Below are 25,371 nucleotides of genomic sequence, written 5' to 3'. Positions count from 1 at the left end.
GACACGAAGTGACGGGGCAGAGGGTGGACAAGCGGTATGCATCCGGCCTTGCGGGCGCACAAGCATCGATGTTTGCGGCCGCAGGTGTAGGCTCGCCGCTCTTACTCTTCCGCCGCGAGCGTATCAATCCGCAACTGGCGGGCACGGGTCAGGATGGCGTTTTCAAGCTGTGAGGCAGTGCCCGGCGCAACGGCAGCGTCCGCCCAGCCTGTGCCATCCGGCAATTGCGCCTGCTTGAACACAGAGACCTTCACGCCGTCGGCGCGCAGCCGCGTATCAAGAATGTAAATGGTCATCTTGAACCGCTCGCCGGGGGCTTCGGGGGCCGAGTACCAGTCGGTGATGATGACACCGCCAAACGGGTCTGCCGAAGACAGGGGCATGAAGGAGGTGGTATCCAGAGAGGCGCGCCACAGAAAACTGTTGACGCCGATGCCGTTGCCGCCGCCGCTGTCGTCGCCGCCCAGGCCAAGCGAGAAAAGCCCGCCTTCGCCGAAAATGCCCGGCTCGTTACCGGCGCGGCCAAACGGGTCGCTCTGGCCGCCCGGCTTTTCAGTCGGGTAGCGTTGCTCGGATTCAACACCGCTGCAGGCAACCAGGACAAAACTGAGCGCCGCCAGGGCCGCTACCTTCAAGATATGTGTCACAGCCTTACAGAATCCTTTTGCGCAAATCGTGTGCTGGTTTCTCAACCCTGGTCGGAGCGGCAGTGTTTCCGCAGTCGCGACCGCTCTACTTTGATATGCAACGCTTATAGCGACCCAAAACCGTCGTTAGCAAGCGCCACGGGCGGCGGGTTTCCGGGGCGCTCGGCTGAGCGCGCATCTGGTGCCTTCACCGTCCCCCTGCGGGATGCGGCATAGATGCAACAGTCGGGCGCGGACAAGGGGATGACCGCCATGCAAATGGCGCCCATGCGCCCGCCCGTGCCTATGCTGCGACGGCTCGTCCGTTCCGATTTCCCGCCGGTTCAGGGCGTTTGCGGGTTTTAGAGGGTGTTTTGGTAACGCTTCGTTAGGGAATTGTGGCGGGTTTGCCACATTGTGGTGGTCGCAAGCTTCCGGCGGCCTCTGTTTGCTTGACGATGGCCGTTCAATGTCAGAGGTTGCCATTCGAGCATGGGGGGCGAGTATCGTCCCGTTTGGGCATGTTCTCGTGCTCTGTAGCACACCTCTTTTCGAATGTGAGGGACACATGAAGAAGCTTCTTGGAACTACAGCCCTGGTGGCCGCCGCATTTGCGACCGCGCCCGCTATGGCTGCTGATAAAATTAACATTGCAGTCGGCGGTTATTTCGTCGGCGGTATCGCTGCTGCTTTTGACAGCGACGAAGGCGAAGGCATCAACCGTGCGACGGGTCTTCCTGTTGCGCTTGGTGCAGGCGTTGACCAGCGCACGATCCGTTTCGCTCGTGAATCGGAAGTGCACTTCAAGGGTTCAACCACTCTCGACAACGGCATTGAAGTTGGCGTGAAGTTCGAACTTGAAACCGGTGAAACCGGTGCGTTCGACACCATGGACGAAGCCTACCTCTGGGTGAGCGGCGCCTTCGGTGAGTTCCAGTTCGGTGCACAGGACGGTATTGGCGATCAGATGCCAATCGTTGCTCCGTCGCCGTTCCTGGAAACGTTCGCCAACGACACAGACCTTGACCCGATGCCTGCTCTGTTCACAGACGCAACCTTCGGTATCAACAACGTGATGACACCGAACTCCGGCGGCATCATCAACACGGTCGTCGATTTCTCCGGCGACAACGAAAAGATCATCTACTTCACGCCGCGCATTGCTGGCTTCCAGGTAGGTGTGTCTTACACACCTGAGCCCACAGAGCTCTCCGGTGACGAATCCACACAGGATCCGTTCTCTGGCAACAACGCATGGGAAAATGTGTTTGAAGCTGGTCTGACCTGGGAATACGGCTTCAATGGCGTTGATGTTGGCGTAAGCGGTGTTTACCTCACTGCTGACGGCACGCTGCTCAACACGCCGGATGTCGAAGACTGGGCTCTGGGTGCAAGCGTTGGTTTCGCTGGCTTCACAGTTGGCGGTGCATATGCCGAAAAGGAAACTGACGGCATTGCAGCAATCAACACGGGTGCACTTCTCGAAGAAACAAAGCACTGGAACCTCGGCGCCACGTATGGCACGGGTCCCTGGACTTTTGGTCTTGAGTATGCCGAAGCACAGCGCGACGAAGTTGGCGGCACGGGTGCCATTGGTACTCTTCTCGTGAACGGCGTTGCTACCGGTGCTGGCATCGACGAGCTTGACCTCTCAGCTTGGGTTGGCGGTGTTGCCTACTCACTGGGCGGTGGCGCAAACGTCACTCTCGGTTACAAGCATGCTGAAGACGATGCAGTGAACCGCGAAGGTTCTGCACTGTTCACCGAATTCGGCGTCAAGTTCTAAGTCTTTCGACTTAGCTGCTTACACGGGAAGGGCGGGTCTTTTGACCCGCCCTTTTCTTTTGCCCGGTGCCCGCTTTTGTCTGATGCCTGCTTTTGTCTGGTGCTCGCTGGAGTTACGCAGTGAAGCGAATGCCGCATGCGCCCCATGCATGTGTGCCTTTAAGGCCTGCAATTGTTTGCGCATTCATGCCGCCAAGGGCATAGGCCGGGATGCTGCGGCCTTGAGTGCCGGCGCTGTTGCAAATGCGCTGAAAGCCAAGCGCGCCCATTGGTTTCCGGCCGGGGTGGCTTTGGGTCTCAAATACGGGCGACACCACAAGCGCATCGCATGCTCCCGCCGGGCCATTGATGGCAGATCTGGCGGCACGGACGCTGTGGGCCGATACCGTGACACGCAGTCCGCGGGCGCGCGCAGCAGATATGCCACGCGCTGACATGCGCCACAGGCCTTCGGGCATATGTACACCCCATGCCCCCACCGCCAGTGCCAGCCACGGGTCTTTGCCGATCAACAATCTGAGCCGTTTCGCTTTCGCCTTTGCGCTTAGGGCAAGGGCAAGGTCTGGCCGGGCGGGGTGGTCGTAGTCGCGCAGGCACACAAGTGTTCCGGCAGGCAGGGCATCCATCAGGTGCGTGGCATCGCCCTGCTGTGCGTGGTCGGTCATCACCATCAGCGATGGCCACGCATGGGGGCCGCGCGGTCCGAAGGTGCGCGTACATACTCTTGCGCTGGCAGCTAAGGCGGCTTTACTGTCCGGCGTCATGAGCAAAGTCACTCCCCATAGTGCTGCCGACGGCCTGAAAACCGTCCGTGAACGGATGACTGAAGCCGCGCAGAGCGCTGGCCGCACCGTGAATGATGTGACCCTTATCGCCGTCAGCAAGACATTTTCCGCTGATGATATTGTGCCGGTGCTTGACGCCGGGGCGCGGGTGTTTGGAGAAAACCGCGTGCAGGAAGCGATGCATAAATGGCCATCGTTGCGCGAGCAATATCGAGACGCGCAGGTTCATCTCATTGGCCCGCTGCAAACCAACAAGACGCGGGAGGCGGTGGCGCTGTTTGATGCCATCCATACGCTGGACCGCCCCAAACTGGCGCGCGTGCTGGCGCAGGAGTTTGACCGGCAGGGCCGCGCGCCGCAGGTGTTTGTGCAGGTCAACACCGGCGCAGAACCGCAAAAGGCGGGCGTGCTGCCTGCAGATGCGGACGGGTTTATTCGCCAATGCCAAAGTGAGTTCGGTTTGGCGATTGGCGGCCTGATGTGTATTCCCCCTGCCGCGGATGATCCGGTCCGCCATTTCGATATGCTGGCAGGCATTGCCAGGCGTAATGGCCTTTCTGGCCTGAGTATGGGCATGAGCGCGGACTACGAAACGGCCATTGCGCATGGTGCAACCCATGTTCGTGTCGGCAGCGCAATCTTTGGCACGCGCCCGCAGCATTAGCGTGGCGTCTGCATGATGTGCAGTCGGCTGTGTGGGTGCGCAAGTTTCAAGACATAGGTCAGGTCGTCAGGGGCCAGCGCCACGCACCCCAGCGTCGCGCGATAATCAGCGCGAGCCACATGCATGAAGATGGCGCTACCCAATCCGGGCACCACCGGATTGTCATTGTGACCCAGCACAACAATACGGTCATACAGCCGGTCGCGGCGCGTCAGATGCTCCGCGCTTCGTGGGAACGGAAACCGGATGGGCCTGTTATAGGCCTGGCTGTCAGGATCATCACACCATCCGTCGCGGGGGCCTATCGGGCTGGCCTTGAGGGCTGTTGTCGGTCGCCCCCCCCGATCAGCGCGATAGAGCACGTGGCGCAGCGGGTAGGTGCCCGAAGGCGTCGCGCCATCCCCTTCGCGCCCATCGGCGACAATGCCGTTTTTCCCAAGGGCGCAGCGCACCGTGCGGGGGCCTGCCCGCATCAGGCCGTCATGGGCGCGCGCGCCGTGTTGCCAAACCGAAAAGATCATGGCCGCAGAGTATCAGATTGGCCGGGCCGCGCGTGGCACATGTTTCCGGGCGCGGCACATGTCTAGAGTGCTGTATCCAGAACTTGTCCTGCGCGCGCAGGTGCCGCATACGCAAGGCCGGGTGCCAGAGAAATGTGCCCGTTGTTCTCACCATGCGGGCGGTCACTTTCCTCATTCGCCCCGAATGACCGCATGAGTGCATCAAAAGCGTCCGCACTCATGTTGGGAACCGGCGCTGATGCATCGGCCCGGTCTGTTTTGATGCCTGCTGGTGGTGGTGATGGCTCCATCGCTGGTGTCGTGCTGGCGGGGTGTACGGGTGCCATCGTTGGTGTTGTTGGTGTCGTTGCCGAGGCCCCCACCGGCGTGGCGACTGTTTGTGCTTCGGCAATCGAACGCTCGTCGGGCGTTGGCTCATCGCTAAACAGAGCGGTCATGATGTGGCCGCCCATGTCGTTGCCGGAAAACTGCTCGACGGCAATATCCACGAGCGATGCTGCGGCCCCAATGATGCCGCCGAACAAGCCGCCCCCCACCACCTTTGCAGCAGGGCCAATTTCGTCGCCGGTCATTTCGCGGTAGAGCGTCGATATCACGGGCAGGTGTTGCAGCGGGTTGATGATGTCCAGCACATCATCAAACGACATGCCGGTGGTCTCCTGCGTTGCCTCCGCCTTTGATGCCGCCGTGGCTTTTTGAGCTGAAAGGCTGGACGCAAATGGCAGCCGGTCGTCCAGCGCGCGGCCAAACCGGTGGGTCGGTTCGGCGGGCACGGGCGTGGCGGCAGGCATTGTGAGCGGCTGAACGGTCATCCGGGGCTCCTTTGCCTTTGTGGATGCAAGACCCAATCCAGTCAGAACCTCCTTATTTTTCAGGTACTTAAATGCTTGAGCCCGCGCTGCCCCCGGCACTATTTGCCGGGTTTTGCCCCGACCCGGCGCATCATGCCGCTCACGGCAAGTTGACGTGGAGGTGAAGCACTGTGTGTGGCAGTTGATCGGGTGTGGCCCCTACATACAGCGGATACCGGTGATGTGTTTGACCCTCTCAAGATCGACAGGTTGGGCAGGCGGGCCGGTTCAATGTACAACCATGTGCGTCGGCAGATCAGGTTGATTTGCAGGCGTCACCTTCAGGCGGCGGGGGCCCCTTTATGAGCAACATCCGGAAAATACTGCTGGTTGATGATGATGACGCGCTGCGCGACTCACTCGCCGAACAGCTTGATCTGCACCAGGAGTTTGATGTCAGCAGTTGCGACAAGGGTGCGGACGCTGTGAAGCTGGCCAAGGATGCCCATGTGGACCTTGTGCTGCTTGATGTGGGCCTGCCGGACATGGACGGGCGCGAAGTATGTCGGTTGCTGCGCAGTCAGGGTGTGAAATGTCCGATCATCATGCTGACCGGTCATGATTCCGACTCTGATGCTATTCTGGGTCTTGATTCCGGCGCCAATGATTACGTTACCAAGCCGTTCAGGTTTGGGGTTTTGCTGGCCCGTATCCGGGCGCAGTTGCGCCAGCACGAACAAAGCGAAGATGCAGTTTTCAAGATTGGTCAGTACACGTTCAAGCCTGCAGCCAAGCTGCTGCTTGAAGAAGAAACCGATAAGAAAGTGCGGCTGACGGAAAAGGAAACATCCATCCTCAAATACCTGTACCGCTCCGGCGACCGGGTGGTGGGTCGCGATGTGCTGCTGCACGAAGTGTGGGGATACAATGCGGGCGTCACAACGCACACGCTGGAAACACACATCTATCGACTGCGGCAAAAAATTGAGACTGACCCGTCAAACGCCGCGTTGCTGGTAACGGAAACCGGCGGTTACAGACTGGTTCCCTGAGCGCGGGACTGCGGGGCCTTTGCTGACTGGGGCGCTTTGGCACGCGTGGTGAGGGTAATGATTACCAGCACCACCAGCATGGCAGGGGCGGCTGCAAGGGCTGCGTAAAAGAACACCATCGGGCTGATGAGCAGGGCTGCGAGCGCCAGCGCCAACAGGGCGTTGATCATTGTCATCAGCAGGTTGTGGGCATGGTTCATGGATGCTCTTCCGTTCGTTGGTGCTCTGGGTCGCCGAAGCCCCTGGTGGGTCGCCGGGACCCTTGGCAGATATGGGCGTGCGGTTTGCGGCTGTCGCAGCGACACGCCGCCGCATCCGTTTGTCGGGCCGGGTGTGCAACCCTTCATGCAGTTACGGGAGCGCATCTGCATGCAGCCGGAAGAACGTAAACTGCTGACATTCATGGCGGGGCATCTTGTTGCCGGGCTTGCGGCGGGGCTCGTGTTTGGTGGTGCGCTGATTGCAACCAATGTCGCCAGCTTGCGCACGCTGCTGTTTGCATCGCCGGACTGGTGGCTGTTCGGGCTTTTGTTTTTTGGCGGGCTGTCCGTGACCTTCGGCAGTCTCGCCATGGGCGTTGCCATCATGCTCGACCGGCCAAAAACCTAGACGGGTATTTTTTCCTGCGGCCACATCACCGGATAGCCTTCCCGAAACGCCTGCGGCATACGCCTGGGGCGGCCGGTTGATAACGCGATAACAGCAAATTGAGTGGTGGCGCGGGCAAGCGTGCGCCCTGTTGCCTCGTCGCATATCTGGAAGCGGCGCGACAAGCGCAGCCGCATGTCGTTGGACGTAATCCAGGTGGCCACCAGTGCCGTTTCGCCGGGCATGGCTGAACTCAGATAGTCAATCTCGTGACGCACCACCACAAACCCCGCATCAAGGTCGCGATAGCTGTCAAAGCCCAGGCCCAGCGCCTTTGAGTGCGCCCACGCGCCGTCGTTTATCCAGCGCACATACACTGCGTTGTTGACGTGGCCAAACCCGTCAATGTCGTCGGGGCGCACTTTGAAGGGGGCGACAAACGGGTTTTCGTGGTCCCAGTCGGGGCTGCTCATGAAGCTGCTCATGGGGGGTGCGTCCTGGGTGCTTGCAACAGATCATCTGCTTTGCCACAACTTGCGGCCATGGGCAAAGAACGAAACGAGCTACAGGGAATGGCGCTTGAGGATCGCGTGGCAGCGCTGGCCCGCGCGCCGCTGTTTCGTGATGTGGAGTTGCCGCAGTTGCGGCTGCTTGCGTTCTCTGCGCAGGAACGCGATTTTGAAAATGGCTGGTGCGTGGCGCGTGAAGGTGCCAAGGATGCGCCGGCCTATCTGGTAATACAGGGCACCCTCGACATAGCCGGGCAGGAGGCTGGTGCGGGTGTGCTGATAAATGCACCCGGCGCGCTGGCGGGTGTGGCGCTTCGCGCTGCCGTGACGGCTAAGACCGACGCGCGCCTGCTGGTCATAGACCGGGCGCTGGTCGCGCGGCTGATCACGGAATATCCGGCCATGGGGCGCGCCATGATGCGGGCGGCAGGCGCCGATCTGCGGCAACTTGCCGGCGGCATCCGCGCGCAGCTCCGCATGGCTGCTCAGCGCTAGCCCACCCCTCAGGAAACCAAAAAGGAAAATCACATGACGAGCGCGCGGGCAACAGATGAGTGGCCACCCAACATCAAGGCAATCTTCAAGCGCCGCTCACCGGCCAGCGCGTATCTGGGTCTTGAAGTGATCGACTGCGATGTGGATGCGGGGACTGTTGAGCTTGCGTTTGAGGCAACGGAAAATCTTTGCAACCTGTGGGGCGGCATTCACGGTGGCATGGTGGCGGCCATGATGGACGATATTCTGGCGATTGCCGTCGGGCTGAAACTGGAATGGGGCCAGATTTCACCAACGCTGGAAATGAAAGTGTCCATGCTGTCCGTCGCCAGACCCGGACGGCTTGTGGGGCGTGGACGGGTATTGCGGCGGGGTAAATCCGTTGTGTTCGTTGAAGGCGAATTGCTGGATGCGGAAGGCACTTTGCTGGCCAAGGGTTCCAGCACCTGCACGCTGGTGACGCTCAAGAAGCGCGAAGAAAAACCAACCGCATAATGTTCGTTTGCTAGACTTCCCGGATCATAAAAACGCGGGAGGTAATAATGGGTGAGTTGGTTTCAGTTGACAAATACGGTGACGTGGCCGTCGTGCGGTTTGACCGCGGCGGCAGCCTGAATGCATTCAATCAGGCGCTTATTCTTGAGCTCACAAAAGTCGCGCGCCGCTTTCATGATGATCTTGAAACCCGCGCCGTGGTGCTGACGGGGCGGGCTGACGCATTTTCGGCAGGCATCGACCTCAAGGAGCGTGCGACGCGCGATGATGATGCGTCCAGCGATCTTGAACTGCGCGAGGTTTATTATCGCGGGGTGAAGCTGTGTCAGGCGTGGGAAGACATGCCGCAAATCACGGTCGCGGCGATTGAGGGCATGGCGGTGGGGGCGGGTGTTGCGCTGCCTCTGGCGCTGGACTGGCGGGTGATGTCGCGCGATGCTTTTTTGTACGTTCCCGAAGTCAGGATCGGTATCAACCTGCAATGGGGCGCGCTGCCGCGGCTTGTTTCCATGGTGGGGCCTGCACGGGCCAAGCGCATTTGCATTTTGTGCGAGCGCATGAATGCGCAGATGGCCCATGACTGGGGTCTGGTGGACGAGTTGGCGGAGGCCGGTGACGCTGTGGCTGTTGCCACGAAGCTGGCCATGCAGGCGGCTGACATGCCTCCGGTTGCAACACGCATGGTGAAAGAGGCGGTCAATGCGCTCTCGGGCGCGCTGCACAAAGTGGGGGCCTATGCGGATGCGGATCAAAGCGCGCTCAGCAGTGCAACGCGCGATGCGCGGGCTGCGTCCGCGCAGTTCGTCAAAGGCTGATCAACGCGCGCTAAACGGCGAAGTCGGCAATCACCGGTGCATGGTCTGACGGGCGCTCCCATCCGCGCGCATGTGTCAGTGTTTTAACGCCGGTTGCGGCACCGTCGAGGGCAGGGCTTGCCCAAATGTGGTCGAGGCGGCGGCCGCGGTTGGACGTTTCCCAGTCCTTGGCGCGGTAGCTCCACCACGAATACAGTTTTTCGTCGTGGGGCGTGAACAGGCGGGGTACGTCAATCCATTTGTGGGCAGCCACTACGGCTTCGAAGCGTGCGACTTCTTCGGGTGTATGGCTCACAATTTTCAGCATCTGTTTGTGCGACCACACGTCGTGTTCCAGCGGGGCGACATTGAGGTCGCCTACCACAACGCGCTTTGCGGTTGTCTTGGCCTTTGCCCGTTTGAACCATGTGGCCATCTCGTCGAGGAACTGTAGTTTGTGCGCAAACTTTTCGTTCTTGACGGGGTCGGGTTCGTCGCCGCCCGCAGGCACATAGAAGTTGTGGATCTCAACGCCTTTTGCCGTCGCTTGAATGTGGCGGCAATCCTGCTTGCCGCAGAACTGTTTGACGCTGGCGTTCTCAAGCGGCACGCGCGCGACAATAGCCACGCCGTGATATCCCTTCTGGCCGCTTTTAACGATGTGCGTGTAGCCGGCCTTATGAAGCGCTTTTTCCGGAAACAGATCGTCGGGACATTTTGTTTCCTGAAGGCACAAGACGTCCGGTGCTTCATCGGCCAGAAGTTTTGTGACGAGATCAATCCGCAGGCGGACGGAATTGATGTTCCAGGTAGCAACTTTGAGAGACACGTTGGGTCAGGCCTTATTCAAAACAGGTTGAAGCTGAGGCCCGCCACGCCGATGGGCCAGCGGCCCCCTTCAAACAGGCGGAACCGCAATGCAAATGGGTGGTCTTCTTCGGCCCCGGCCGCAAGCACGAGGGCTGCCTGATGGCAGGCCTGAACGGCGCTCCCCACGGCAAGGTCGAGCATTTCATCTGTCGGCTCATCCCAGATCGCCAGCGCTTCTTCCACGCTGGTGCGGATTGGCGCGTGGATGGTGGCTGCCACATGGGTGAGCGCCACAGATAGTGCGTCTTCACTCAAAACGGCGAGCGCGTCCATGGTCAGCGCTGACCGAAGCTGTTCTTCGGCTTCCCAGGAGGCTGAGTCAAAGTCCAGGGTTTCAGCGGCTGCTGCTGCTTCTGCCCAGTCGGTGACAAGTGCCACGCGGGCATCGGGAAAACCCAGCGCATCCGCATAGTGTTCCGCCATGTCCATGGTGAAGGGTCCGGGGTGCTCGCCGACATGGGCGAACCAGTCCACGCGGGTGGCGGCGGTGGCAAACCGGCGGATACGTGCCAGCGACGGCAGCTCCGATTCAAGCGCCTGCAATTCGGGCCCTGAGAGGTCGTCGTCGTTGTCATCTGTGGGGAAAGAGTCGCGTGCCATGTGCTCTCTTACCGCGGCGTATTGGCAAACGCCAGATGACCCTTTTCAGGTTACTCAAAAGAAAAGCCCCCGGCTGCGGGGACAGCCGGGGGCCGCGCGTGTAGCGCTCTTTTCGCGCCGAGAGGGGGATCAGCGGCGCTTGCGGGGCTGGGTGCGGTTTTGCCGGTGAACGAGCGGGGGGGCAACGCTCAACCGGACACACTTAAACCGCGACCCCGCTAATGCTCTAGACGTAAGTCGAACTGCTGCGGGGTTCAACGCAAATCCGTCACTTTCGTAAAGCAAAGGTGAACGTAGTGTCATATTTTGGGCCGAGTACTTGAGGATTCCGCACGCGGATAGGTGTGGATAAAGTGCCGGTCAGGCGCCCGGAGACCCGTTTGTGGCGCTGATCCGCACATTTTGTGGTTAACAGGTCGGGTTTTCGGGGCCTAATCCTGGCGGCCACGAAACGACGAATTGCCGGATTCAAGCCTGAACAATTCGGGATCAATGCGCTCGGGATAGTCCACCTGGGTGAGCGAAATGGTGGTGCGCAGCCCCTGTGCGTCCGTCACGATCCAGCGCTGAAGCTGCAGGGCGGGGCCGGTAAAAACCAGTGTGACCTGTCCCAGTTCCGGTGCTTCGGGATCCTGAATGGTGGCGGAAAGCGTGCCGGCGCGGGCATCGATCGCCACAATGCGCGTGTCTCTGGCCAGATCAACGTCGCGCCCCAGCAGCACTTTAAGGGGCGTGCCGTCGAGCGGCAGCTCGTTGGTGACAAAGTTGCCTTCCTTGATGAGCAACTGCTGACCACGGGCCACGACAATCAGGTCTTCGTCGTCATAGTCAAAGCGGGCCCGCCCCGGCCGTGCCAGATAAAACGCGCCTTCGGCCAACATACCGTCGGGGCTTATCTGCAGGAACCGTCCGGACAGGTTTGTGAGGTCGTTGAGGTAGGTATTGATGCGCTCGACGTCGGCATTTTGCTGCGGCGTCAGGTCGGCGCGCGCAGGGGCGGCCAGCAGTACGGCTGCGGCAAAGATCACAATGATATGGCGAAAACGACCCATGGGAGCGGATACCTGGTAGTTAACAGTCACGCCAGTCTAAGCGCGCGGCGTGAACCTATCCTGAATAGAAGTTCAGGCGAAATGATGGTTTTAGTAGGCGTGATCGCCGGAGCCGATCTCGCCGATCAGCACCTCGCGTTTGCCTGCGTGGTTGGGGCCGGAGACGATGCCCTCTTCCTCCATACGCTCAATCAGCCGGGCGGCGCGGTTGTAGCCGATCTGCAGTTTGCGCTGGATGTAGCTGGTGGAGGCGCGCTTGTCCTGCGCCACAATAGCGATGGCCTTGTCGTACAGCTCATCACCTGAGCCATCCGCCACGCCGGTGCCAAACATGCTGTCGCCGCCGTCTTCGGGTTCCGCCGTGATTTGTTCGAGGTACTGCGGAGCACCCTGCTTCTTGAGGAAGTGAACGACCTTTTCCACTTCCTCGTCTGACACGAACGGCCCGTGAACGCGGCGGATGCGGCCGCCGCCGGCCATGTACAGCATGTCGCCCTGACCCAGAAGTTGTTCGGCACCCTGTTCGCCCAAGATGGTCCGGCTGTCGATTTTGGATGTGACCTGAAACGAAATGCGGGTGGGGAAATTAGCTTTGATGGTGCCGGTGATGACATCAACCGACGGGCGCTGGGTTGCCGTAATCATGTGAATGCCTGCCGCGCGCGCCATCTGGGCCAGACGCTGCACGGCCCCTTCAATCTCTTTGCCGGCCACCATCATCAGGTCGGCCATCTCGTCCACGACGACGACGATGAACGGCATCGGTGTCGGTTCCATTTGCTCGTCTTCGTAAACCGGGGAGCCGGTATCGGGGTCAAAGCCGGTCTGTACGGTGCGCGACAACATTTCTTCGTTCTCAAGCGCTTCGGCCACGCGGGTGTTGTAGCCCTCGATGTTGCGGACGCCGAGCTTTGACATGATCTTGTAACGCTCTTCCATTTCGCGCACGACCCACTTGAGGGCCACCACCGCCTTCTTGGGGTCTGTCACAACAGGGGAGAGCAGATGCGGTATTCCGTCGTACACGGACAATTCCAGCATCTTGGGGTCAATCAGGATCAGTTTGCACTGGTCCGGCGACAGCCGATACAGCAGCGACAAAATCATTGTGTTGATGCCGACCGACTTGCCTGAGCCTGTTGTGCCTGCAATCAGCAAATGCGGCATACGCGACAGGTCGCGGATTACCGGTTCACCGGCAATGTCCTTGCCGAGCGCCAGACCCAGATGTGTGGCGGTGGCCTCGTAGTCAGTTGACGCCAGAAGCTCACGCAGGAAAACCGTCTCGCGTTTGGCGTTTGGCAGTTCGATGCCGATGACATTGCGTCCGGGCACCACGGCCACGCGGGCCGAGACGGCACTCATGGAGCGGGCAATATCGTCTGCCAGGCCGATGACGCGGCTGGACTTGATGCCCGGTGCGGGTTGCAGCTCATACATGGTGACGACCGGACCGGGGCGCACTTCAATGATCTCGCCGCGAATGCCAAAGTCTTCCAGCACGCTTTCAAGGATGCGGGCGTTTTGTTGCAGCGCCTCGTCTGAGATCGTCTCACCCTGGCGTGCGATTGGCTTGCTGAGGAGCGAGAGCGGTGGCAGTTCGTAATCGGCGTTGGGCACCAGGTCGAGGGTCGGCTCGCGCTCTGCCGCCGCGCGTTTGCTTTCCCGCACCGGCTTTGAAATGCGGGTCACGCGTTTGGAGACTGTCGGGCTGTCGTCTGGTCCGGCAATGCCTACAGGACCGTTGCGGCCCGCCGCCTCGTCACGGCGGCGCTGGCCGAAGACCGGCTCGCGCCGGTCGCCGCGGTCGGGCGCATCGTCATCGTCGCCGCGGCTAAAGAAACGCACCAGCAGCAGTGTGGTTGCCTTTATGGTTCCGCCGATAGCGGCTGTTGCAGGGCGCAAACGCCACGCGACCTCCCGCACAAAATCGACAAGCCACGGAGCAGTGCGGGCAATCTGGTCGATGGAGACAGGCATCGCCCATGCGGCTAGCAGCATCCCGCCTGCGCCTGCCAGCAGCGCAATGACGGGCGCTACAATGTCGCCGGCAATATTTGTGGCAAATGCCAGCACCATTGCGCCTGACGCGCCGCCTGCGCCGGGCAGCACTGACAGGGGAAACAGGGAGGCAGCGCAGGCGAGCCCCAGCGTTGCCGCGCTGAGTGCCAGAAGCCGCAGGCCGATACGCTCAATCTCAAGGTGAACGATAAGACGTGCGCCCCAAACGGCCATCACAAGAACCGGAACGGCAGCGGCAATACCTGCGACCTGGATCATCAGATCCGCAACCATGGCGCCGTCCTCACCCAGCCAGTTCTGAGGTGTGGCGGTGGTTGCATTGTTCAGACTGGGGTCGCGCGGGCTCCACGAGGCAAGGGCGACCGCGCTCCACACGGCTCCCAGAACAGCCGTAACTCCAATGAGTTCATTTGTCCGCTCACGGATGAAGTCACGCACGGCCAGGGGCACCATGTTGATGGCCCCAGCGAAGGCAGATGTGATGCTGACGGACAGGCGCATGATCAGAAAATCTCCGACATGCGTGTAAGGGCACGAACGGTGTCTTGCTGGCTGCCGACAAGAGCGACGCGAATATAGTCTGTACCCGGATTGCCGTGCTCAGTGTCGCGCGACAAATAGGCACCGGGCAGGACGCGGATACCAGCTTCGCGCCACAGGGCAAGGGTTGCTTTTTCTCCGCCGCCAGCCTCAGCCATGTTCAACCATAAAAAGAAGCCGCCGTCGGGAACGCAAAAGTCAAAACGGTTGCCAAGGATGTTGGCGGCCGCATCGAACTTTTGAGCGTAAAGGGCACGGTTGCGGGCCGCGTCATCGTCGTTGTTCCATGCGGCAATGCTGGCGGCCATTACCGGCAACGGAACCTGAGGGGCTGCAAGATTGCGGAACTTGGCAAAACGCGCGGTCAGGTCGGGGTCGCCTGCGGAGAATCCGGACCGCAGACCCGGCAGATTATTGCGCTTTGACAGCGAGTGGAAAGTGATGATGCCGTTGAACCCAAGCCCCGCGTGGTGCGCTACTTCCAGAATGCCCGTCGGCGGTGTGCGCGTATAAATGTCCGCGTAGCATTCATCCGCAACAATGACGATGTCATGGGCACGGGCGAGCTTGATGAGTGATGTCCAGTACCCGGTGTCGGCGGCGGCGCCCTGCGGGTTGGCAGGCGAGCAGATGTAGAGCGCGGCTGCGCGCTTCAGCTCTTTTTCGGACACAGAGGCAAGGTCGGGCAGGTGGCCTGTCGCGGCGGTGGCGTTCAGATAGACAGGGATGGCACCAGCCCCCAGCGCTGCGGCTGCGTAGCATTGATAAAACGGGTTTGGCAGCAGGATCGAAGGGCGGGAACTGCTTTTGTCAGACGTGCCCGGCGGTGTGATGACCTGGGCAATGTTGAACAGCGCTTCGCGTGTGCCATTGGCGGGCAGGATCATGGCATCGGCATCAATCGCACCGGCAAGCGCATAGCGGCGCTCAAGCCAACCAGCGCAGGCAGCACGAAAGGCAGGTGTGCCAAGGGCAGGCGGGTATTGTCCAAAGCCTGCTGCAGCGGCCGTGATCTCGCGCAGGATGAAGTCAGGGTAGGGGTGCTGCGGTTCGCCCAGCGCCATGTTGATGGGCGTGTCGCCGGGCTCATGGTCGGCCAGCAGTGTGCGCAGCCGTGCAAATGGCGACGCGGGCATCCCGTCAAAACGGTCAGTTGAGGCGGTCATATGCGGCACGAACGGGGTCCGTCATGATGGGGCGTCAGGAGCGCGCAGGGCGCAGGGTTTGGGCGCTTTTGGGCAGTCATGTCAGCCTGAAGCCTTAGGCTTAACGCTTTGTTAACGCGGCGCTTGGGGTCATGCCTCTAAATCCGTAAAGCGGCTGCTTACAAGTTGAACGAATTGCCAACGGCCTTGTCAGGGCAGGTGCAATATCTGGCGTCTAGGATTCATCTCAAGCTCGAACCGATGTTGCTTCAAAAGATGTACAGGCGGGTGAGATGAGATGCATGTGACCGGATCATACGCTGCCACCAGCAGGCTTGCCCATCTGGGCGGGCTGATGGCATTCACGGCGGCCTTTGCGGGCCTTTATGTTTTGTGCGCGTCCATTGCCATGGGTTTCAACATCATGCAGGCGCTGATAATTGATCTGGCTGTTTTTGCCGGCGGGCTCACCTTGTGGTTTGCCCCGCGTGCCGGAAAGGTCATTGTCCGCTGGAGACGTGTCGCAGCACATCAACAGGCAGGCCGCGCGCTTACGCTTGCCGGCAAAACAAGTTTTGCCGTTGTGCCCCAGCCCGCGCACTATGGTGCAACAGCAAAGGCCCGACCGCTTTCGCAGCCGGGCCTTGTGCCGTTTGGTCTGGTATTCCCTGCGGGCTAGCGCCTCGAAGTGAGGTCGTCCTCCGGGTAGGCCGAGATCGAGTGGACCGACAGGTCCGCGCCGCGCTCTTCATCTTCCGGCGTCAGGCGAATGCCGATGGTGGCATTGAGAACGCCATAGAGCACGTAACCCAGAATGAGCGCATATCCGGCCCCCATCACGGTACCGACTATCTGCGAGCCAAGGGCCACGCCGCCCATGCCGCCCAGTGCGGTTGAGCCGAAGATGCCCGCAGCAATGCCGCCCCATGCGCCGCACAGACCATGCAGTGGCCACACGCCCAGCACATCGTCAATTTTCCAGCGGTTTTGCGCCAACTGGAACGTGACTACAAAGAGTGCGCCTGCCACACCACCGGTAATCAGCGAGCCGATGGGGTGCATGATGTCAGACCCGGCACACACAGCCACAAGACCTGCGAGCGCGCCGTTGTGCACGAAACCCGGATCGTTGCGGCCGACAATGACGGCGGCAATGACGCCGCCGACCAGCGCCATGAGTGAGTTGATGGCAACAAGCCCGGTCACGCCTTCAAGGGAACCTGCGGTCATCACGTTGAAGCCGAACCAGCCGATGCACAGCATCCACGAACCCATTGCGAGCCATGGAATGTTGGAGGGCGGAATGCCCTGCGCTGCGGGCTGACCGGGCTTGTAGCGGCCAAGCCGGGGGCCAAGCACCAGCACGGCGCCCAGCGCGAGCCAGCCACCAACGGCATGCACAACGACAGACCCCGCAAAGTCACGGAACGGCGCACCAAAGGTTGCTTCGAGTGTTTCCTGGATACCGTAATTGCCGTTCCAGATCAGACCTTCAAAGAACGGGTAGATCAGACCGACGATGACGGCTGTTGCCATCGCCTGTGGCCAGAACTTGGCGCGTTCGGCAATGCCGCCTGAAATGATGGCGGGGATGGCTGCGGCAAACGTTGCCAGGAAGAAGAACTTCACAAGGTCGAGGCCTGAGCCTGCGAACTGGACGCCATCGGGGCCAGGCGCATTGCCTGACAGGATGGTGGCGGACAGGAAGAATGTGGTGCCGTATGCGACCATGAAGCCGACGAAAAAATAAGAGACGGTGGAGATTGAAAAATCCACCATGATCTTGACCAGCGCGTTGACCTGGTTTTTGCGCCGCACCGTGCCGACTTCCAAGAATGCGAAGCCGCCATGCATGGCAAACACAAGTATCGCGCCCATCAGCACGAAAAACACGTCTGCGCCGGTCAGGGCCGTCGAGACAGCCGCCGGATCGAAGTTTTCCATTATTCTGGTTCCCCCTCCAGGAATGAGACGCTGTGGTCAGCGCCCGTTTTGTTTTTGCCGTTTGTGCTGTGACCGCATCGTTGACCGCGATTGGTGCTGCACAGATTTTGATCCCTCCGGCTGCTTTTGCGGGCAGCGTGGTGGGCGTCGATCCATAGTCTTTGTGCGGTGTTTTTGGTCCCGCCTGTTTCGTTGGTTAGCAGGCTGGCAGTATGCACAACAAACAGCCTTAGACGAAGTGTGCAATTTGGCGCGGCACATGGGCAATTGGGCACACGGGCCGGATCAGCCAAAAGACCGATGAGCTCAAAAGAAAAGGCCCGGCGGAAAAACCGCCGGGCCTCAAGTTGGGAGGTTGCTCTGTGACGCGACCTTCAAGGGAGAAGGGCAAAACAGAGCGGAGGAAACAAGGAGGGCACCGGGGCGGGGCAAACCGCGCCCCGGTGCTGTTTGAGTTGGTTGAGCGTTAGATCGCCATTAGATGGTTTGCGATCCGCGGCCAAACTCCGGGTAGGCTTCGAGGCCGAGTTCGGAGCGGTCGAGACCCTCCATCTCTTCCTCGGCAGACGCCCGGATGCCGATCGTGAAGCGGAGGATCAGCCAGAACAGCAGGCTGGCCACCACCACGAAGGCGCCGATTGAAGCCACACCAATGAACTGCGTCACGAAGTTCGTGTCGCCATTGGTGAGGGGAACCGCCATCGTGCCCCAGATACCTGCGAACAGGTGAACCGGGACTGCGCCGACCACATCGTCGATGTGAAGGCGGTCAAGAAGCGGCACGGTCAGCACCACGATGAGGCCACCGGCACCACCGATAAGAGCTGCTGACAGGAAGGTCGGTGTCAGCGGCTCAGCCGTGATTGACACAAGACCGGCCAGAGCACCGTTAAGTGCCATGGTGAGGTCCACCTTCTTGTAGATGACCTGGGTCAGCACCATCGCAACCACAACACCTGCGGCAGCCGCGATGTTGGTGTTGGCGAAGATACGGCTGACGTCAGACGCATCACCAAGCGTACCAAGAGCAAGCTGTGAACCGCCGTTGAAGCCGAACCAGCCGAGCCACAGGATGAACGTACCAAGCGTGGCAAGCGGAAGGGATGAACCGGGGATCGCATTGATCTGGCCATCGGGACCGTATTTGCCTGCACGTGCACCCAGAACAATGGCACCAACGAGCGCTGCCCAACCACCTGTGGAGTGCACAAGCGTAGAACCGGCGAAGTCGGAGAAGCCCATTTCTGAGAGCCAGCCGCCGCCCCACTGCCAGGACGCCTGGATCGGGTAAATGAAGCCCGTCAGGATGGCAACGAAGATCAGGAACGGCCACAGCTTGATGCGCTCGGCAACCGTACCGGACACGATGGACGCGGTGGTTGCACAGAACACCATCTGGAAGAACCAGTCTGATGTGCCCGCAGCGTAGGTAAGGTCTTCTGCGCTGTGCTCAGGATGGGCGAACCATGTGAACGAGCCGAGGTAACCCCCATCGACGCCGTCATACATAAGGTTGTAGCCGACCAGCCAGTACATCAGGCCCGCAATAGAGAACAGGCCGATGTTCTTGGTGCACTGCATGGCCACGTTCTTTGAGCGAACGAGACCGGCTTCGAGCATGGCAAAACCTGCTGCCATCCACATAACCAGGAAGCCGCCGATCAGGAACAGCAGCGTGTTGAATACGAAATAGGCTTCTTCGGGAGATGTTGAGGGCGGTGCCTCTTCAGCCTCCTGGGCAAGTGCCGGGTCCACCAGCAGCATGCCCGTAAGGGCTACCGCAATGGCAAGACCCCAGAACTTCTTCAGGTTATCCATAGTAGATTTCTCCTCTCACACGAAATCTCTTAAAGCGCGTCGCCGTCGGTCTCGCCGGTGCGGATGCGCATCACTTGATCGATCGGGTACACAAAGATCTTGCCGTCGCCGATCTGGCCGGTCTTGGCGTTGGAGGCGATCGATTCGACCACCTGCTCCACCTGCTCGTCCTTGATGACAACTTCGATTTTCAGTTTGGGCAGAAAGCTCACGGCATATTCAGCGCCGCGATAGACTTCGGTGTGGCCCTTCTGCCGCCCGAACCCCTTCACTTCCGTCACCGTCAAACCCTGAACGCCGAGCGAGGTCAGTGCCTCGCGGACTTCGTCCAGTTTGAACGGCTTGATGACTGCCATAACCAGTTTCATTGGGCCTCCTTCGTATGGGCTCTGGCCGGTTTCTCACTGGCCTAGTTGTGTGGCGACCGGCACGAGCGCCGATCGCCTTGATGTGTTCCCGGAGAAAACGCGCATGATTTCGTGCGCTCCAGCCCCCCAGGCGACCATTAAGGAATCATGAAGCGTGCCAAGTCGGCATTAACCGGCTAGCGCGTTGGAATCACGGTCAGAATCACCGGGGGTCAGATTCGGTGCACAGCGCTGAGGCGGTAATTCCGCCTAATTAGTAGGCGGCCACAGGTAAATGCCCATTTTTTGTGCGTACTTTGAGGGGTAATTTTTGCTCCCGCTTTCACAAACGGCGAAGGCGCGCTAGTTTCGTGGCTGAATAGTTGAAAAAACGCCGCGAATAATCAGCGGCACCGTCTGTCGGGGCTTTTTGTGCCCTACCCTTGGAGGGGACCAGCATGAGTTATTGGAAGGGTGCGGGGTCTGTGACCCCGGCCATGGCCGGTCTGGCCATTGTTGCGGTGTTTGTTGTTTCTGCGGTGGCGCTTGGCCCTGATCGCGGACCGTTGGATGCGGATCAGGCCGTGCAGGCGACGGTTCCGGCGGCTGTAGAGGAAGCGGTCCCTGCGGAGGTGGCTGCCGGAGAGCCAGCAGCGCCTGCTGAAAACACAGCCCGAAAGAGTATTGCAGACGCCACCAAGATTACGGCGGCACGCATTATTGATGCTGACAGCGAGCCACAGAACTGGCTGGCGCACGGGCGCACCTACTCAGAGCAGCGCTATTCGCCGCTCAATGAGATCAACGCCGACAATGTGTCTGAGCTGGGCCTGTCGTGGTCCTATGAGATGTATACAAACCGTGGCCTTGAAGCGTCGCCCATCGTGGTGGACGGCTACATGTTCATGACCGGCAACTGGGGTGTGACGCACGCCCTTGATGCGCGCACCGGCGAGGAGCTTTGGGTGTTTGATCCTGAAGTGCCCGGCGAATGGGGCCGCTATGGCTGCTGTGATGTGGTGAACCGTGGCGTGGCCGTGTGGGACGGCAAGGTATATGTGGCGTCATTCGACGGACGCCTCCATGCGCTGGATGCCAGGACGGGCGAACCTGTGTGGCAGGTGGATACCATCAACAACACGCCGCCCTATACGATCACGGGTGCGCCGCGCGTCATCAATGGCAAGGTCATTATCGGCAATGGCGGCGCCGAGCTTGGGGTGCGCGGTTACTTCACGGCCTACGACGCCAATACCGGCGAGCAACTTTGGCGCTTCTATACGGTGCCCGGCAACCCGGACGAGCCTGCTGAAAGCCCGGCTCTCGAAGCGGCCATGGATACATGGTCCATGGGCGAGGATTACACCGGCCCGCCGTGGTGGGAAATCGGCGGGGGCGGCACCACCTGGGACACCATGGTCTATGATCCGGAGCTCAACACGCTTTACGTGGGGACCGGCAACGGCTCGCCATGGTCGCGCTATGTGCGGTCTCCCGGTGGTGGCGACAACCTCTATCTGTCGTCCATTCTCGCGGTGGACCCGGATACGGGCGATCTCAAATGGCACTATCAGACAACGCCCGGCGACACATGGGACTACACCGCTACACAGCACATTATTCTGGCCGATCTCGAAATAGACGGTGAGATGCGCAAGGTTGCGATGCAGGCACCCAAGAACGGGTTCTTCTATGTTCTGGACCGGGTGACGGGCGAACTTATTTCGGCCGAGAAATATACGCTCGCAACATGGGCCACCCATGTGGACATGGAAACCGGGCGGCCCGTGGAGGCACCGGAATCCGATTACGAAGACCAAACGCAGATTGTTCTGCCAGGCGCGATCGGCGGCCATAACTGGCATCCGATGGCGTTCAACCCGGACACGGGGCTGGTGTACATCCCCGCCATGGAGACATTCGGCATCTATGCGGATTCCCAGGAGGTGCATGAAATCCGTGACCGCTGGTGGAACACCGGCATGAAGTGGGATGCCTATTACGACACCATCATCGAGACACTGGAAGCCGAAGGCGATCTTCCCTACAACCGCGGTGTTCTTAAGGCATGGGATCCGGTCAAGCAGGAAGAAGCCTGGGCGGTCATCCACAAGGACCACTGGAACGGGGGCGTGCTGACAACAGCGGGCAACCTGGTGTTCCAGGGTACTGGCGATGGCATGTTCCGCGCCTACCGTGCGGACAATGGCGAGCAGCTTTGGGAAGTTGAAACCAAGACAGGCATCATTGCGCCACCCATCACCTATGCGGTTGATGGCAAGCAATATGTTGCTGTGCTGCTTGGCTGGGGCGGTGCGGCCATCACCGCAGGCGATGCCCGCACGGCGTCGGCGGCGCGTTATGGCAACGAAGGCCGGTTGCTCGTGTTTGAGGTTGGCGGTACGGCGGAGTATCCGCAGGTGACCGAGAAAAACCTCAACATCCCCGAACCGCCTTCTGACGTGCAGCTTACCGCTGCCGAAGTACGGCAGGGCGGTGTGCTGTTCATGGGAACCTGTGCGCTGTGTCATGGCGCTCTGGCCATTTCACCGGGGGTTATTCCTGACCTTCGCTACATGTCGCCGGTCATCCATGAAAACTTCAAGGCGATTGTGGCGGATGGAATGCTGGGCCACACAGGTATGGCAAAGTTCTCGGACCTTCATTCTGATGAAGAGATCGATCTGATCTATGGCTACATCGTTACCCGCGCCCGCGAAGACCGCAAGGCGGCGATCGCAGCCGGGTCGCAGGGCGGCTAGGCTTTAGTCTGCCTACGGATAAAAAGAGCGGGTGCCGGTTTTTCCGGCACCCGTTTTTTATGGCCGCGTCTTCAAGCCAGCGCCCTCTCCACGGCGTGGGCGAGGCGCAACAACCGCACGTCACGGCCCCTTGGAGCCATCAGCATCAGGCCAACCGGCAAGCCCGCCGCGCTGGTGCCCACGGGAAGCGTTATGGCGCACATGTCCAGTTGATTGGCCAAGGTTGTGTTACGCAGCGCCAGCCGGTTGGCACGGTCATAGTCAGGGCCACCATCTGCAAGGGCTGCGATGGACGGTGGATCAATGGGGATGGTCGGCATGGCAATGGCATCCACCGCTGCCAACTGCGCACTGAGGGCGGAACGCTGGTGGTTGCGTTCGATCATAAGCCTCCATACGTCCTGCGCGGATGGTTTTGCGCCACCCTCAAATCGGGCGCGGACGGGCGGATACATCAGTGCGCCGTGCCGCTTGATCGTGTCACCCCAATGCCCCCAGGCTTCAACGGCGGCAAGCGAAATGCCGCTGTCCCATGTCAGTGTATTCATTCGGCTTATGGGGTCAGCAGCCTCGCGGCGCACGTGGGCGCCTGACTTTTCAATGGTGTCGAGCGCAGCTTCCACAGCCTGCGCAATGCCGGCATCTGCATCATCAAACACGAGCTCATCAGGCACAATGATGCTCCGCCCCCGGAGCGTCTCATCTTCCAGCACTGGTGCGCGCGTACCTGCCATCAGCGCAAACAATGCTGCTGCATCTGACACACAGCGGGTCAGCGGGCCGACAGTGTCCAGCGACAGACAAAGAGGCACAACACCCCGCGTTGATATGCTGCCATGATTTGGTTTGAATCCAACAAGGCCGTTCCATGATGCGGGAATGCGCACCGAGCCGCCGGTGTCGGTGCCGATTGCCGCTGCACACATATCGTGCGCGAGGCTGACGGCAGCACCCGAAGACGAGCCGCCGGGCACACGCTCAGTTCCGGCGTCCCACGCATTGGCCGGTGTTCCGTAAACCGGGTTTATGCCAAGACCGGAAAACGCGAGTTCCGTCATTGCTGTTTTGCCGATGCAGACCGTGCCTGCTGCCGTAAGCCGGGCCAACGCCGCAGCGTCGTGCCGGGGCACACGACCGGCCAGCATCTTTGATCCCGCAGGTGTTTGTGTGCCCGCGCTGTCAAACAGGTCTTTCCACGAAAGCGGCACACCATCGAGGGGAGAGCGCCCAAGGCCTGCCCGCGCACGTTCACGGGCCGCCTTTGCCTCGGCGCGGGCGCGCGGCAAGGTCGTGCGGTAAAAAATGCGCGCCTCTGCATCGCGTTCGGCAATGCGGGCGGCATAGCCTTCCAGCAAATCGCGTGGATCAATGGTTCCGTCGGAAATGGCTTTGCCAATTTCCAGGGCTGTAAGCGGCGCGGGAGATGTCATGTGGGCAGCGTATGCTGGTGCGGGACATTTCGCCACGGTTTGCCGTGCAGTGCTGCCAGGGCTTGCTGATCTGCAGGCGGTGAGCCACCTTGCCCCTATGAACATGCAGGAAACAGATATTGTCATTGCCGGTGGCGGCCTTGTGGGGCTGACCGCTGCACTGGCGCTTGCGAGTGGTCGGGCAGGGGCGCCGTTTCGTGTGGTTGTGGTGGATGCGCAGGACCCCAGGACGGTGGTGGGTGCGGCCTATGATGGCCGTAACTCATCCATTGCCTATGCGTCATGGCGGCTGTTTGAGGCGCTCGGCATCGCCCACCGCCTTCAAGGCCGCGAGCAACCGATCAACGACATTCTGGTGACTGACGGTAAGGTGCGCGAAGGAGCGTCGCCGATGTTTCTGCATTTTGCCGCGGCTGAAATCGCCGATGAAACCGGCAGTGCGCCGCTGGGCCACTTTGTTGAAAACCGCCACCTGCGCGAAGCGCTGCTGGATGCGGTTGCAGCGTGTGATGCAATCACGCTGATTGCGCCCGCCCGCGTTCAGAATGTCGCTTATCACCCCGGGCATGTGGATGTGTCACTTGATGACGGATCGGCGGTGCGTGCAGCTTTGTGTGTGGCGGCAGACGGGCGTGGCAGCCCGGTGCGCGAACAGGCAGGTATCAGAACCGTCGGCTGGGGATACGATCAGGCCGGCATTGTCACCACCATGACGCACGACCTGCCGCATGAAGGTGTGGCGCAGGAATATTTTTTGCCCGGCGGGCCGTTTGCGGTTCTGCCGATGACCGGCAACCGCTCGTCGCTTGTGTGGACCGAAAAAAAATCCGTCGCTGCCGATTTGATGGCGCTGGATGACGCAGCCTTTGCGGCAGAAGCACAGGACAGGTTCGGCAGTTATCTTGGCGCGTGCCGGCCTGAAGGTCCGCGCTGGTCTTATCCGTTGTCGCTGCAACTGGCGCGTGAATATGTGCGTCCGCGCCTTGCGCTGGTGGGGGATGCCGCGCACGCCATTCATCCGCTCGCAGGGCAGGGTTACAACCTGGGTGTGCGCGATGTAGCGGCGCTGGTTGATGTGCTGGTAGAGGCTCGTGACGTGGGCCTGGACATTGGCGCACTGACGGTGCTGGACCGCTACCAGCGCTGGCGGCGGTTTGACAGCACAGCACTTGCCGCCATGACAGACGGCCTCAACCGCCTGTTCTCAAACGACATCGCGCTGCTGCGGTTTGCCCGCGACATCGGGCTTGATCTCGTCAACCGTTTCGGCCCTGCGCGCCGCCTGTTCATGCGGCAGGCGGCCGGTGCCGTTGGCGAGTTGCCGAGGCTGATGCGCGGCTAGCCGCTGGCGTTTTGTCAGGTGCCAATGAGATAGGCAACGAACAGTGCGCAAATCACAAGGTCAATGAGTGCACCACCGCGGGCCGCCCTGAGACTACCGCCGGCTGCGAACACCAGGCCCACAAAGAACAGCTTTCCGATAATGGAAAACAGCATGATTGGTGTACGGATGGTTTCGTCAAATGCTGAGTAGATGAGCAACAGGCCGGACATGCCGACGATCAGGCCCCAGTTGCGCATGATGGCGTTGCCAAGCGGCCCTTCCAGCGGGTTGCCAAAAAACTGCTGAAATACAGGGCGTGGGGCTACGGCTGCCAACAGCATGGTTGACGTGAGTGCGCCTGAAACAATCAGTATCCAGAATATGTTGTCTGTTATCAGCGTCATTGTCTGTC

26 protein-coding genes are annotated in these 25,371 nt (G+C 60.4%); 10 read left to right on the top strand and 16 right to left on the bottom strand.

The features are described 5' to 3' along the window. Positions 1-101 precede the first annotated feature (101 nt). Positions 102-647 carry a DUF3576 domain-containing protein gene (locus RIB87_RS06440; RefSeq protein ID WP_350144727.1) on the bottom strand — a complete coding sequence of 182 codons (546 nt, stop codon included), beginning with the start codon at positions 645-647 and terminating at the stop codon, positions 102-104. 547 nt (positions 648-1,194) lie between these two features. Here RIB87_RS06440 and RIB87_RS06435 point away from each other — a divergent pair. After that, positions 1,195-2,412: a porin gene (locus tag RIB87_RS06435; protein ID WP_350144725.1), complete on the top strand. Its 1,218-nt coding sequence runs from the start codon at positions 1,195-1,197 to the stop codon at positions 2,410-2,412. Positions 2,413-2,524: 112 nt separating this feature from the next. Here RIB87_RS06435 and RIB87_RS06430 read toward each other — a convergent pair whose 3' ends face one another. Beyond that, positions 2,525-3,175, bottom strand: coding sequence for a thiamine phosphate synthase (locus RIB87_RS06430; protein WP_350144723.1), 651 nt, complete (start codon positions 3,173-3,175; stop codon positions 2,525-2,527). On the opposite strand from RIB87_RS06430, the gene RIB87_RS06425 reads away from it, so the two are divergent. Continuing rightward, positions 3,174-3,860: a YggS family pyridoxal phosphate-dependent enzyme gene (locus RIB87_RS06425; protein WP_350144721.1), complete on the top strand. Its 687-nt coding sequence runs from the start codon at positions 3,174-3,176 to the stop codon at positions 3,858-3,860. The genes RIB87_RS06430 and RIB87_RS06425 overlap by 2 nt on opposite strands. Here the strand turns inward: RIB87_RS06425 and RIB87_RS06420 are convergent. Further along, positions 3,857-4,381, bottom strand: coding sequence for a L,D-transpeptidase family protein (locus RIB87_RS06420; protein ID WP_350144719.1), 525 nt, complete (start codon positions 4,379-4,381; stop codon positions 3,857-3,859). The genes RIB87_RS06425 and RIB87_RS06420 overlap by 4 nt on opposite strands. 62 nt (positions 4,382-4,443) lie before the next feature. Next, positions 4,444-5,193: a hypothetical protein gene (locus tag RIB87_RS06415; protein ID WP_350144717.1), complete on the bottom strand. Its 750-nt coding sequence runs from the start codon at positions 5,191-5,193 to the stop codon at positions 4,444-4,446. A 341-nt stretch (positions 5,194-5,534) separates the two neighbouring features. Between RIB87_RS06415 and RIB87_RS06410 the strand changes: the two genes are divergently transcribed. Beyond that, positions 5,535-6,224, top strand: coding sequence for a response regulator transcription factor (locus tag RIB87_RS06410; RefSeq protein WP_350144715.1), 690 nt, complete (start codon positions 5,535-5,537; stop codon positions 6,222-6,224). Here RIB87_RS06410 and RIB87_RS06405 read toward each other — a convergent pair. Beyond that, complete coding sequence (locus tag RIB87_RS06405) at positions 6,206-6,424, bottom strand: hypothetical protein (protein WP_350144713.1); 219 nt, start codon at positions 6,422-6,424, stop codon at positions 6,206-6,208. The genes RIB87_RS06410 and RIB87_RS06405 overlap by 19 nt on opposite strands. Before the next feature lie 169 nt (positions 6,425-6,593). Here RIB87_RS06405 and RIB87_RS06400 point away from each other — a divergent pair, with 169 nt between their 5' ends. Then, positions 6,594-6,833 (top strand): hypothetical protein, encoded by a 240-nt coding sequence (locus RIB87_RS06400; RefSeq protein WP_350144711.1) that lies wholly within the window; start codon positions 6,594-6,596, stop codon positions 6,831-6,833. On the opposite strand, the gene RIB87_RS06395 is transcribed toward RIB87_RS06400, so the two are convergent. After that, positions 6,830-7,285 (bottom strand): acyl-CoA thioesterase, encoded by a 456-nt coding sequence (locus tag RIB87_RS06395; protein WP_350144709.1) that lies wholly within the window; start codon positions 7,283-7,285, stop codon positions 6,830-6,832. The two genes, RIB87_RS06400 and RIB87_RS06395, sit on opposite strands and share 4 nt — an antisense overlap. A gap of 99 nt (positions 7,286-7,384) precedes the next feature. Between RIB87_RS06395 and RIB87_RS06390 the strand changes: the two genes are divergently transcribed. The 3 genes from RIB87_RS06390 to RIB87_RS06380 are packed head-to-tail and all read left to right on the top strand — an operon-like array spanning position 7,385 to position 9,126. Continuing rightward, entirely contained in the window at positions 7,385-7,816 is a 432-nt protein-coding gene (locus RIB87_RS06390; RefSeq protein ID WP_350144707.1) for a cyclic nucleotide-binding domain-containing protein, read from the top strand. A gap of 33 nt (positions 7,817-7,849) precedes the next feature. Further along, positions 7,850-8,311 carry a PaaI family thioesterase gene (locus RIB87_RS06385; protein ID WP_350144705.1) on the top strand — a complete coding sequence of 154 codons (462 nt, stop codon included), beginning with the start codon at positions 7,850-7,852 and terminating at the stop codon, positions 8,309-8,311. A gap of 47 nt (positions 8,312-8,358) precedes the next feature. Beyond that, entirely contained in the window at positions 8,359-9,126 is a 768-nt protein-coding gene (locus RIB87_RS06380; RefSeq protein WP_350144702.1) for an enoyl-CoA hydratase/isomerase family protein, read from the top strand. Between the two features lie 10 nt (positions 9,127-9,136). Here RIB87_RS06380 and RIB87_RS06375 read toward each other — a convergent pair whose 3' ends face one another. The 5 genes from RIB87_RS06375 to RIB87_RS06355 all read right to left on the bottom strand — a co-directional run bounded on the left by RIB87_RS06375 (position 9,137) and on the right by RIB87_RS06355 (position 15,355). Then, positions 9,137-9,934 carry an exodeoxyribonuclease III gene (locus RIB87_RS06375; protein ID WP_350144700.1) on the bottom strand — a complete coding sequence of 266 codons (798 nt, stop codon included), beginning with the start codon at positions 9,932-9,934 and terminating at the stop codon, positions 9,137-9,139. A gap of 17 nt (positions 9,935-9,951) precedes the next feature. Then, entirely contained in the window at positions 9,952-10,575 is a 624-nt protein-coding gene (locus RIB87_RS06370; protein ID WP_350144698.1) for a hypothetical protein, read from the bottom strand. Between the two features lie 431 nt (positions 10,576-11,006). Next, positions 11,007-11,627 carry a LolA family protein gene (locus RIB87_RS06365; protein WP_350144696.1) on the bottom strand — a complete coding sequence of 207 codons (621 nt, stop codon included), beginning with the start codon at positions 11,625-11,627 and terminating at the stop codon, positions 11,007-11,009. Between the two features lie 90 nt (positions 11,628-11,717). Further along, entirely contained in the window at positions 11,718-14,150 is a 2,433-nt protein-coding gene (locus tag RIB87_RS06360) for a DNA translocase FtsK (protein ID WP_350144693.1), read from the bottom strand. Positions 14,151-14,152: 2 nt separating this feature from the next. Further along, positions 14,153-15,355, bottom strand: a complete 1,203-nt coding sequence (locus RIB87_RS06355) for an aminotransferase class I/II-fold pyridoxal phosphate-dependent enzyme (protein ID WP_350145590.1) — start codon at positions 15,353-15,355, stop codon at positions 14,153-14,155. Between the two features lie 283 nt (positions 15,356-15,638). On the opposite strand from RIB87_RS06355, the gene RIB87_RS06350 reads away from it, so the two are divergent. Next, positions 15,639-16,013 (top strand): hypothetical protein, encoded by a 375-nt coding sequence (locus RIB87_RS06350; RefSeq protein ID WP_350144691.1) that lies wholly within the window; start codon positions 15,639-15,641, stop codon positions 16,011-16,013. Here the strand turns inward: RIB87_RS06350 and RIB87_RS06345 are convergent. The 3 genes from RIB87_RS06345 to RIB87_RS06335 all read right to left on the bottom strand — a co-directional run bounded on the left by RIB87_RS06345 (position 16,010) and on the right by RIB87_RS06335 (position 19,464). Next, entirely contained in the window at positions 16,010-17,278 is a 1,269-nt protein-coding gene (locus RIB87_RS06345; protein WP_350144689.1) for an ammonium transporter, read from the bottom strand. The two genes, RIB87_RS06350 and RIB87_RS06345, sit on opposite strands and share 4 nt — an antisense overlap. Before the next feature lie 477 nt (positions 17,279-17,755). Beyond that, positions 17,756-19,096: an ammonium transporter gene (locus RIB87_RS06340; RefSeq protein WP_502943213.1), complete on the bottom strand. Its 1,341-nt coding sequence runs from the start codon at positions 19,094-19,096 to the stop codon at positions 17,756-17,758. A gap of 29 nt (positions 19,097-19,125) precedes the next feature. Beyond that, positions 19,126-19,464 (bottom strand): P-II family nitrogen regulator, encoded by a 339-nt coding sequence (locus RIB87_RS06335; protein WP_043950300.1) that lies wholly within the window; start codon positions 19,462-19,464, stop codon positions 19,126-19,128. A 437-nt stretch (positions 19,465-19,901) separates the two neighbouring features. Between RIB87_RS06335 and RIB87_RS06330 the strand changes: the two genes are divergently transcribed. Beyond that, positions 19,902-22,205 carry a PQQ-dependent dehydrogenase, methanol/ethanol family gene (locus RIB87_RS06330; protein ID WP_350144686.1) on the top strand — a complete coding sequence of 768 codons (2,304 nt, stop codon included), beginning with the start codon at positions 19,902-19,904 and terminating at the stop codon, positions 22,203-22,205. Between the two features lie 71 nt (positions 22,206-22,276). Here RIB87_RS06330 and RIB87_RS06325 read toward each other — a convergent pair whose 3' ends face one another. Then, the gene (locus RIB87_RS06325) at positions 22,277-23,635 is read right to left on the bottom strand and encodes an amidase (protein WP_350144683.1); all 1,359 of its coding nucleotides are present in this window, start codon (positions 23,633-23,635) and stop codon (positions 22,277-22,279) included. 103 nt (positions 23,636-23,738) lie between these two features. Between RIB87_RS06325 and RIB87_RS06320 the strand changes: the two genes are divergently transcribed. After that, a complete protein-coding gene (locus RIB87_RS06320) occupies positions 23,739-24,977 on the top strand; it encodes an FAD-dependent monooxygenase (RefSeq protein WP_502943226.1) in 1,239 nt (412 codons plus the stop codon). Between the two features lie 14 nt (positions 24,978-24,991). Here RIB87_RS06320 and RIB87_RS06315 read toward each other — a convergent pair whose 3' ends face one another. Next, positions 24,992-25,363, bottom strand: a complete 372-nt coding sequence (locus tag RIB87_RS06315) for a hypothetical protein (RefSeq protein ID WP_350144679.1) — start codon at positions 25,361-25,363, stop codon at positions 24,992-24,994. Positions 25,364-25,371 lie beyond the last annotated feature (8 nt).

The organism is Pyruvatibacter sp. (assembly GCF_040219635.1).
GTDB lineage: Bacteria > Pseudomonadota > Alphaproteobacteria > CGMCC-115125 > CGMCC-115125 > Pyruvatibacter.
Note: the sequence above shows the minus strand (reverse complement) of the source record. Positions and strands in the feature narration are given on the sequence as shown.

What these genes read in the sequence shown, in the direction of transcription:
- RIB87_RS06410 (WP_350144715.1), top strand. Translation starts at nt 5,535, where the DNA reads ATGAGCAACATCCGGAAAATACTGCTGGTTGATGATGATGACGCGCTG.
- RIB87_RS06420 (WP_350144719.1), bottom strand. Translation starts at nt 4,381, where the DNA reads ATGATCTTTTCGGTTTGGCAACACGGCGCGCGCGCCCATGACGGCCTG.
- RIB87_RS06345 (WP_350144689.1), bottom strand. Translation starts at nt 17,278, where the DNA reads ATGGAAAACTTCGATCCGGCGGCTGTCTCGACGGCCCTGACCGGCGCA.
- RIB87_RS06415 (WP_350144717.1), bottom strand. Translation starts at nt 5,193, where the DNA reads ATGACCGTTCAGCCGCTCACAATGCCTGCCGCCACGCCCGTGCCCGCC.
- RIB87_RS06365 (WP_350144696.1), bottom strand. Translation starts at nt 11,627, where the DNA reads ATGGGTCGTTTTCGCCATATCATTGTGATCTTTGCCGCAGCCGTACTG.
- RIB87_RS06425 (WP_350144721.1), top strand. Translation starts at nt 3,174, where the DNA reads ATGAGCAAAGTCACTCCCCATAGTGCTGCCGACGGCCTGAAAACCGTC.
- RIB87_RS06370 (WP_350144698.1), bottom strand. Translation starts at nt 10,575, where the DNA reads ATGGCACGCGACTCTTTCCCCACAGATGACAACGACGACGACCTCTCA.
- RIB87_RS06400 (WP_350144711.1), top strand. Translation starts at nt 6,594, where the DNA reads ATGCAGCCGGAAGAACGTAAACTGCTGACATTCATGGCGGGGCATCTT.
- RIB87_RS06320 (WP_502943226.1), top strand. Translation starts at nt 23,739, where the DNA reads ATGCAGGAAACAGATATTGTCATTGCCGGTGGCGGCCTTGTGGGGCTG.
- RIB87_RS06355 (WP_350145590.1), bottom strand. Translation starts at nt 15,355, where the DNA reads ATGACCGCCTCAACTGACCGTTTTGACGGGATGCCCGCGTCGCCATTT.
- RIB87_RS06330 (WP_350144686.1), top strand. Translation starts at nt 19,902, where the DNA reads ATGAGTTATTGGAAGGGTGCGGGGTCTGTGACCCCGGCCATGGCCGGT.
- RIB87_RS06380 (WP_350144702.1), top strand. Translation starts at nt 8,359, where the DNA reads ATGGGTGAGTTGGTTTCAGTTGACAAATACGGTGACGTGGCCGTCGTG.
- RIB87_RS06435 (WP_350144725.1), top strand. Translation starts at nt 1,195, where the DNA reads ATGAAGAAGCTTCTTGGAACTACAGCCCTGGTGGCCGCCGCATTTGCG.
- RIB87_RS06340 (WP_502943213.1), bottom strand. Translation starts at nt 19,096, where the DNA reads ATGGATAACCTGAAGAAGTTCTGGGGTCTTGCCATTGCGGTAGCCCTT.
- RIB87_RS06360 (WP_350144693.1), bottom strand. Translation starts at nt 14,150, where the DNA reads ATGCGCCTGTCCGTCAGCATCACATCTGCCTTCGCTGGGGCCATCAAC.
- RIB87_RS06390 (WP_350144707.1), top strand. Translation starts at nt 7,385, where the DNA reads ATGGCGCTTGAGGATCGCGTGGCAGCGCTGGCCCGCGCGCCGCTGTTT.
- RIB87_RS06335 (WP_043950300.1), bottom strand. Translation starts at nt 19,464, where the DNA reads ATGAAACTGGTTATGGCAGTCATCAAGCCGTTCAAACTGGACGAAGTC.
- RIB87_RS06385 (WP_350144705.1), top strand. Translation starts at nt 7,850, where the DNA reads ATGACGAGCGCGCGGGCAACAGATGAGTGGCCACCCAACATCAAGGCA.
- RIB87_RS06395 (WP_350144709.1), bottom strand. Translation starts at nt 7,285, where the DNA reads ATGAGCAGCCCCGACTGGGACCACGAAAACCCGTTTGTCGCCCCCTTC.
- RIB87_RS06430 (WP_350144723.1), bottom strand. Translation starts at nt 3,175, where the DNA reads ATGACGCCGGACAGTAAAGCCGCCTTAGCTGCCAGCGCAAGAGTATGT.
- RIB87_RS06315 (WP_350144679.1), bottom strand. Translation starts at nt 25,363, where the DNA reads ATGACGCTGATAACAGACAACATATTCTGGATACTGATTGTTTCAGGC.
- RIB87_RS06325 (WP_350144683.1), bottom strand. Translation starts at nt 23,635, where the DNA reads ATGACATCTCCCGCGCCGCTTACAGCCCTGGAAATTGGCAAAGCCATT.
- RIB87_RS06405 (WP_350144713.1), bottom strand. Translation starts at nt 6,424, where the DNA reads ATGAACCATGCCCACAACCTGCTGATGACAATGATCAACGCCCTGTTG.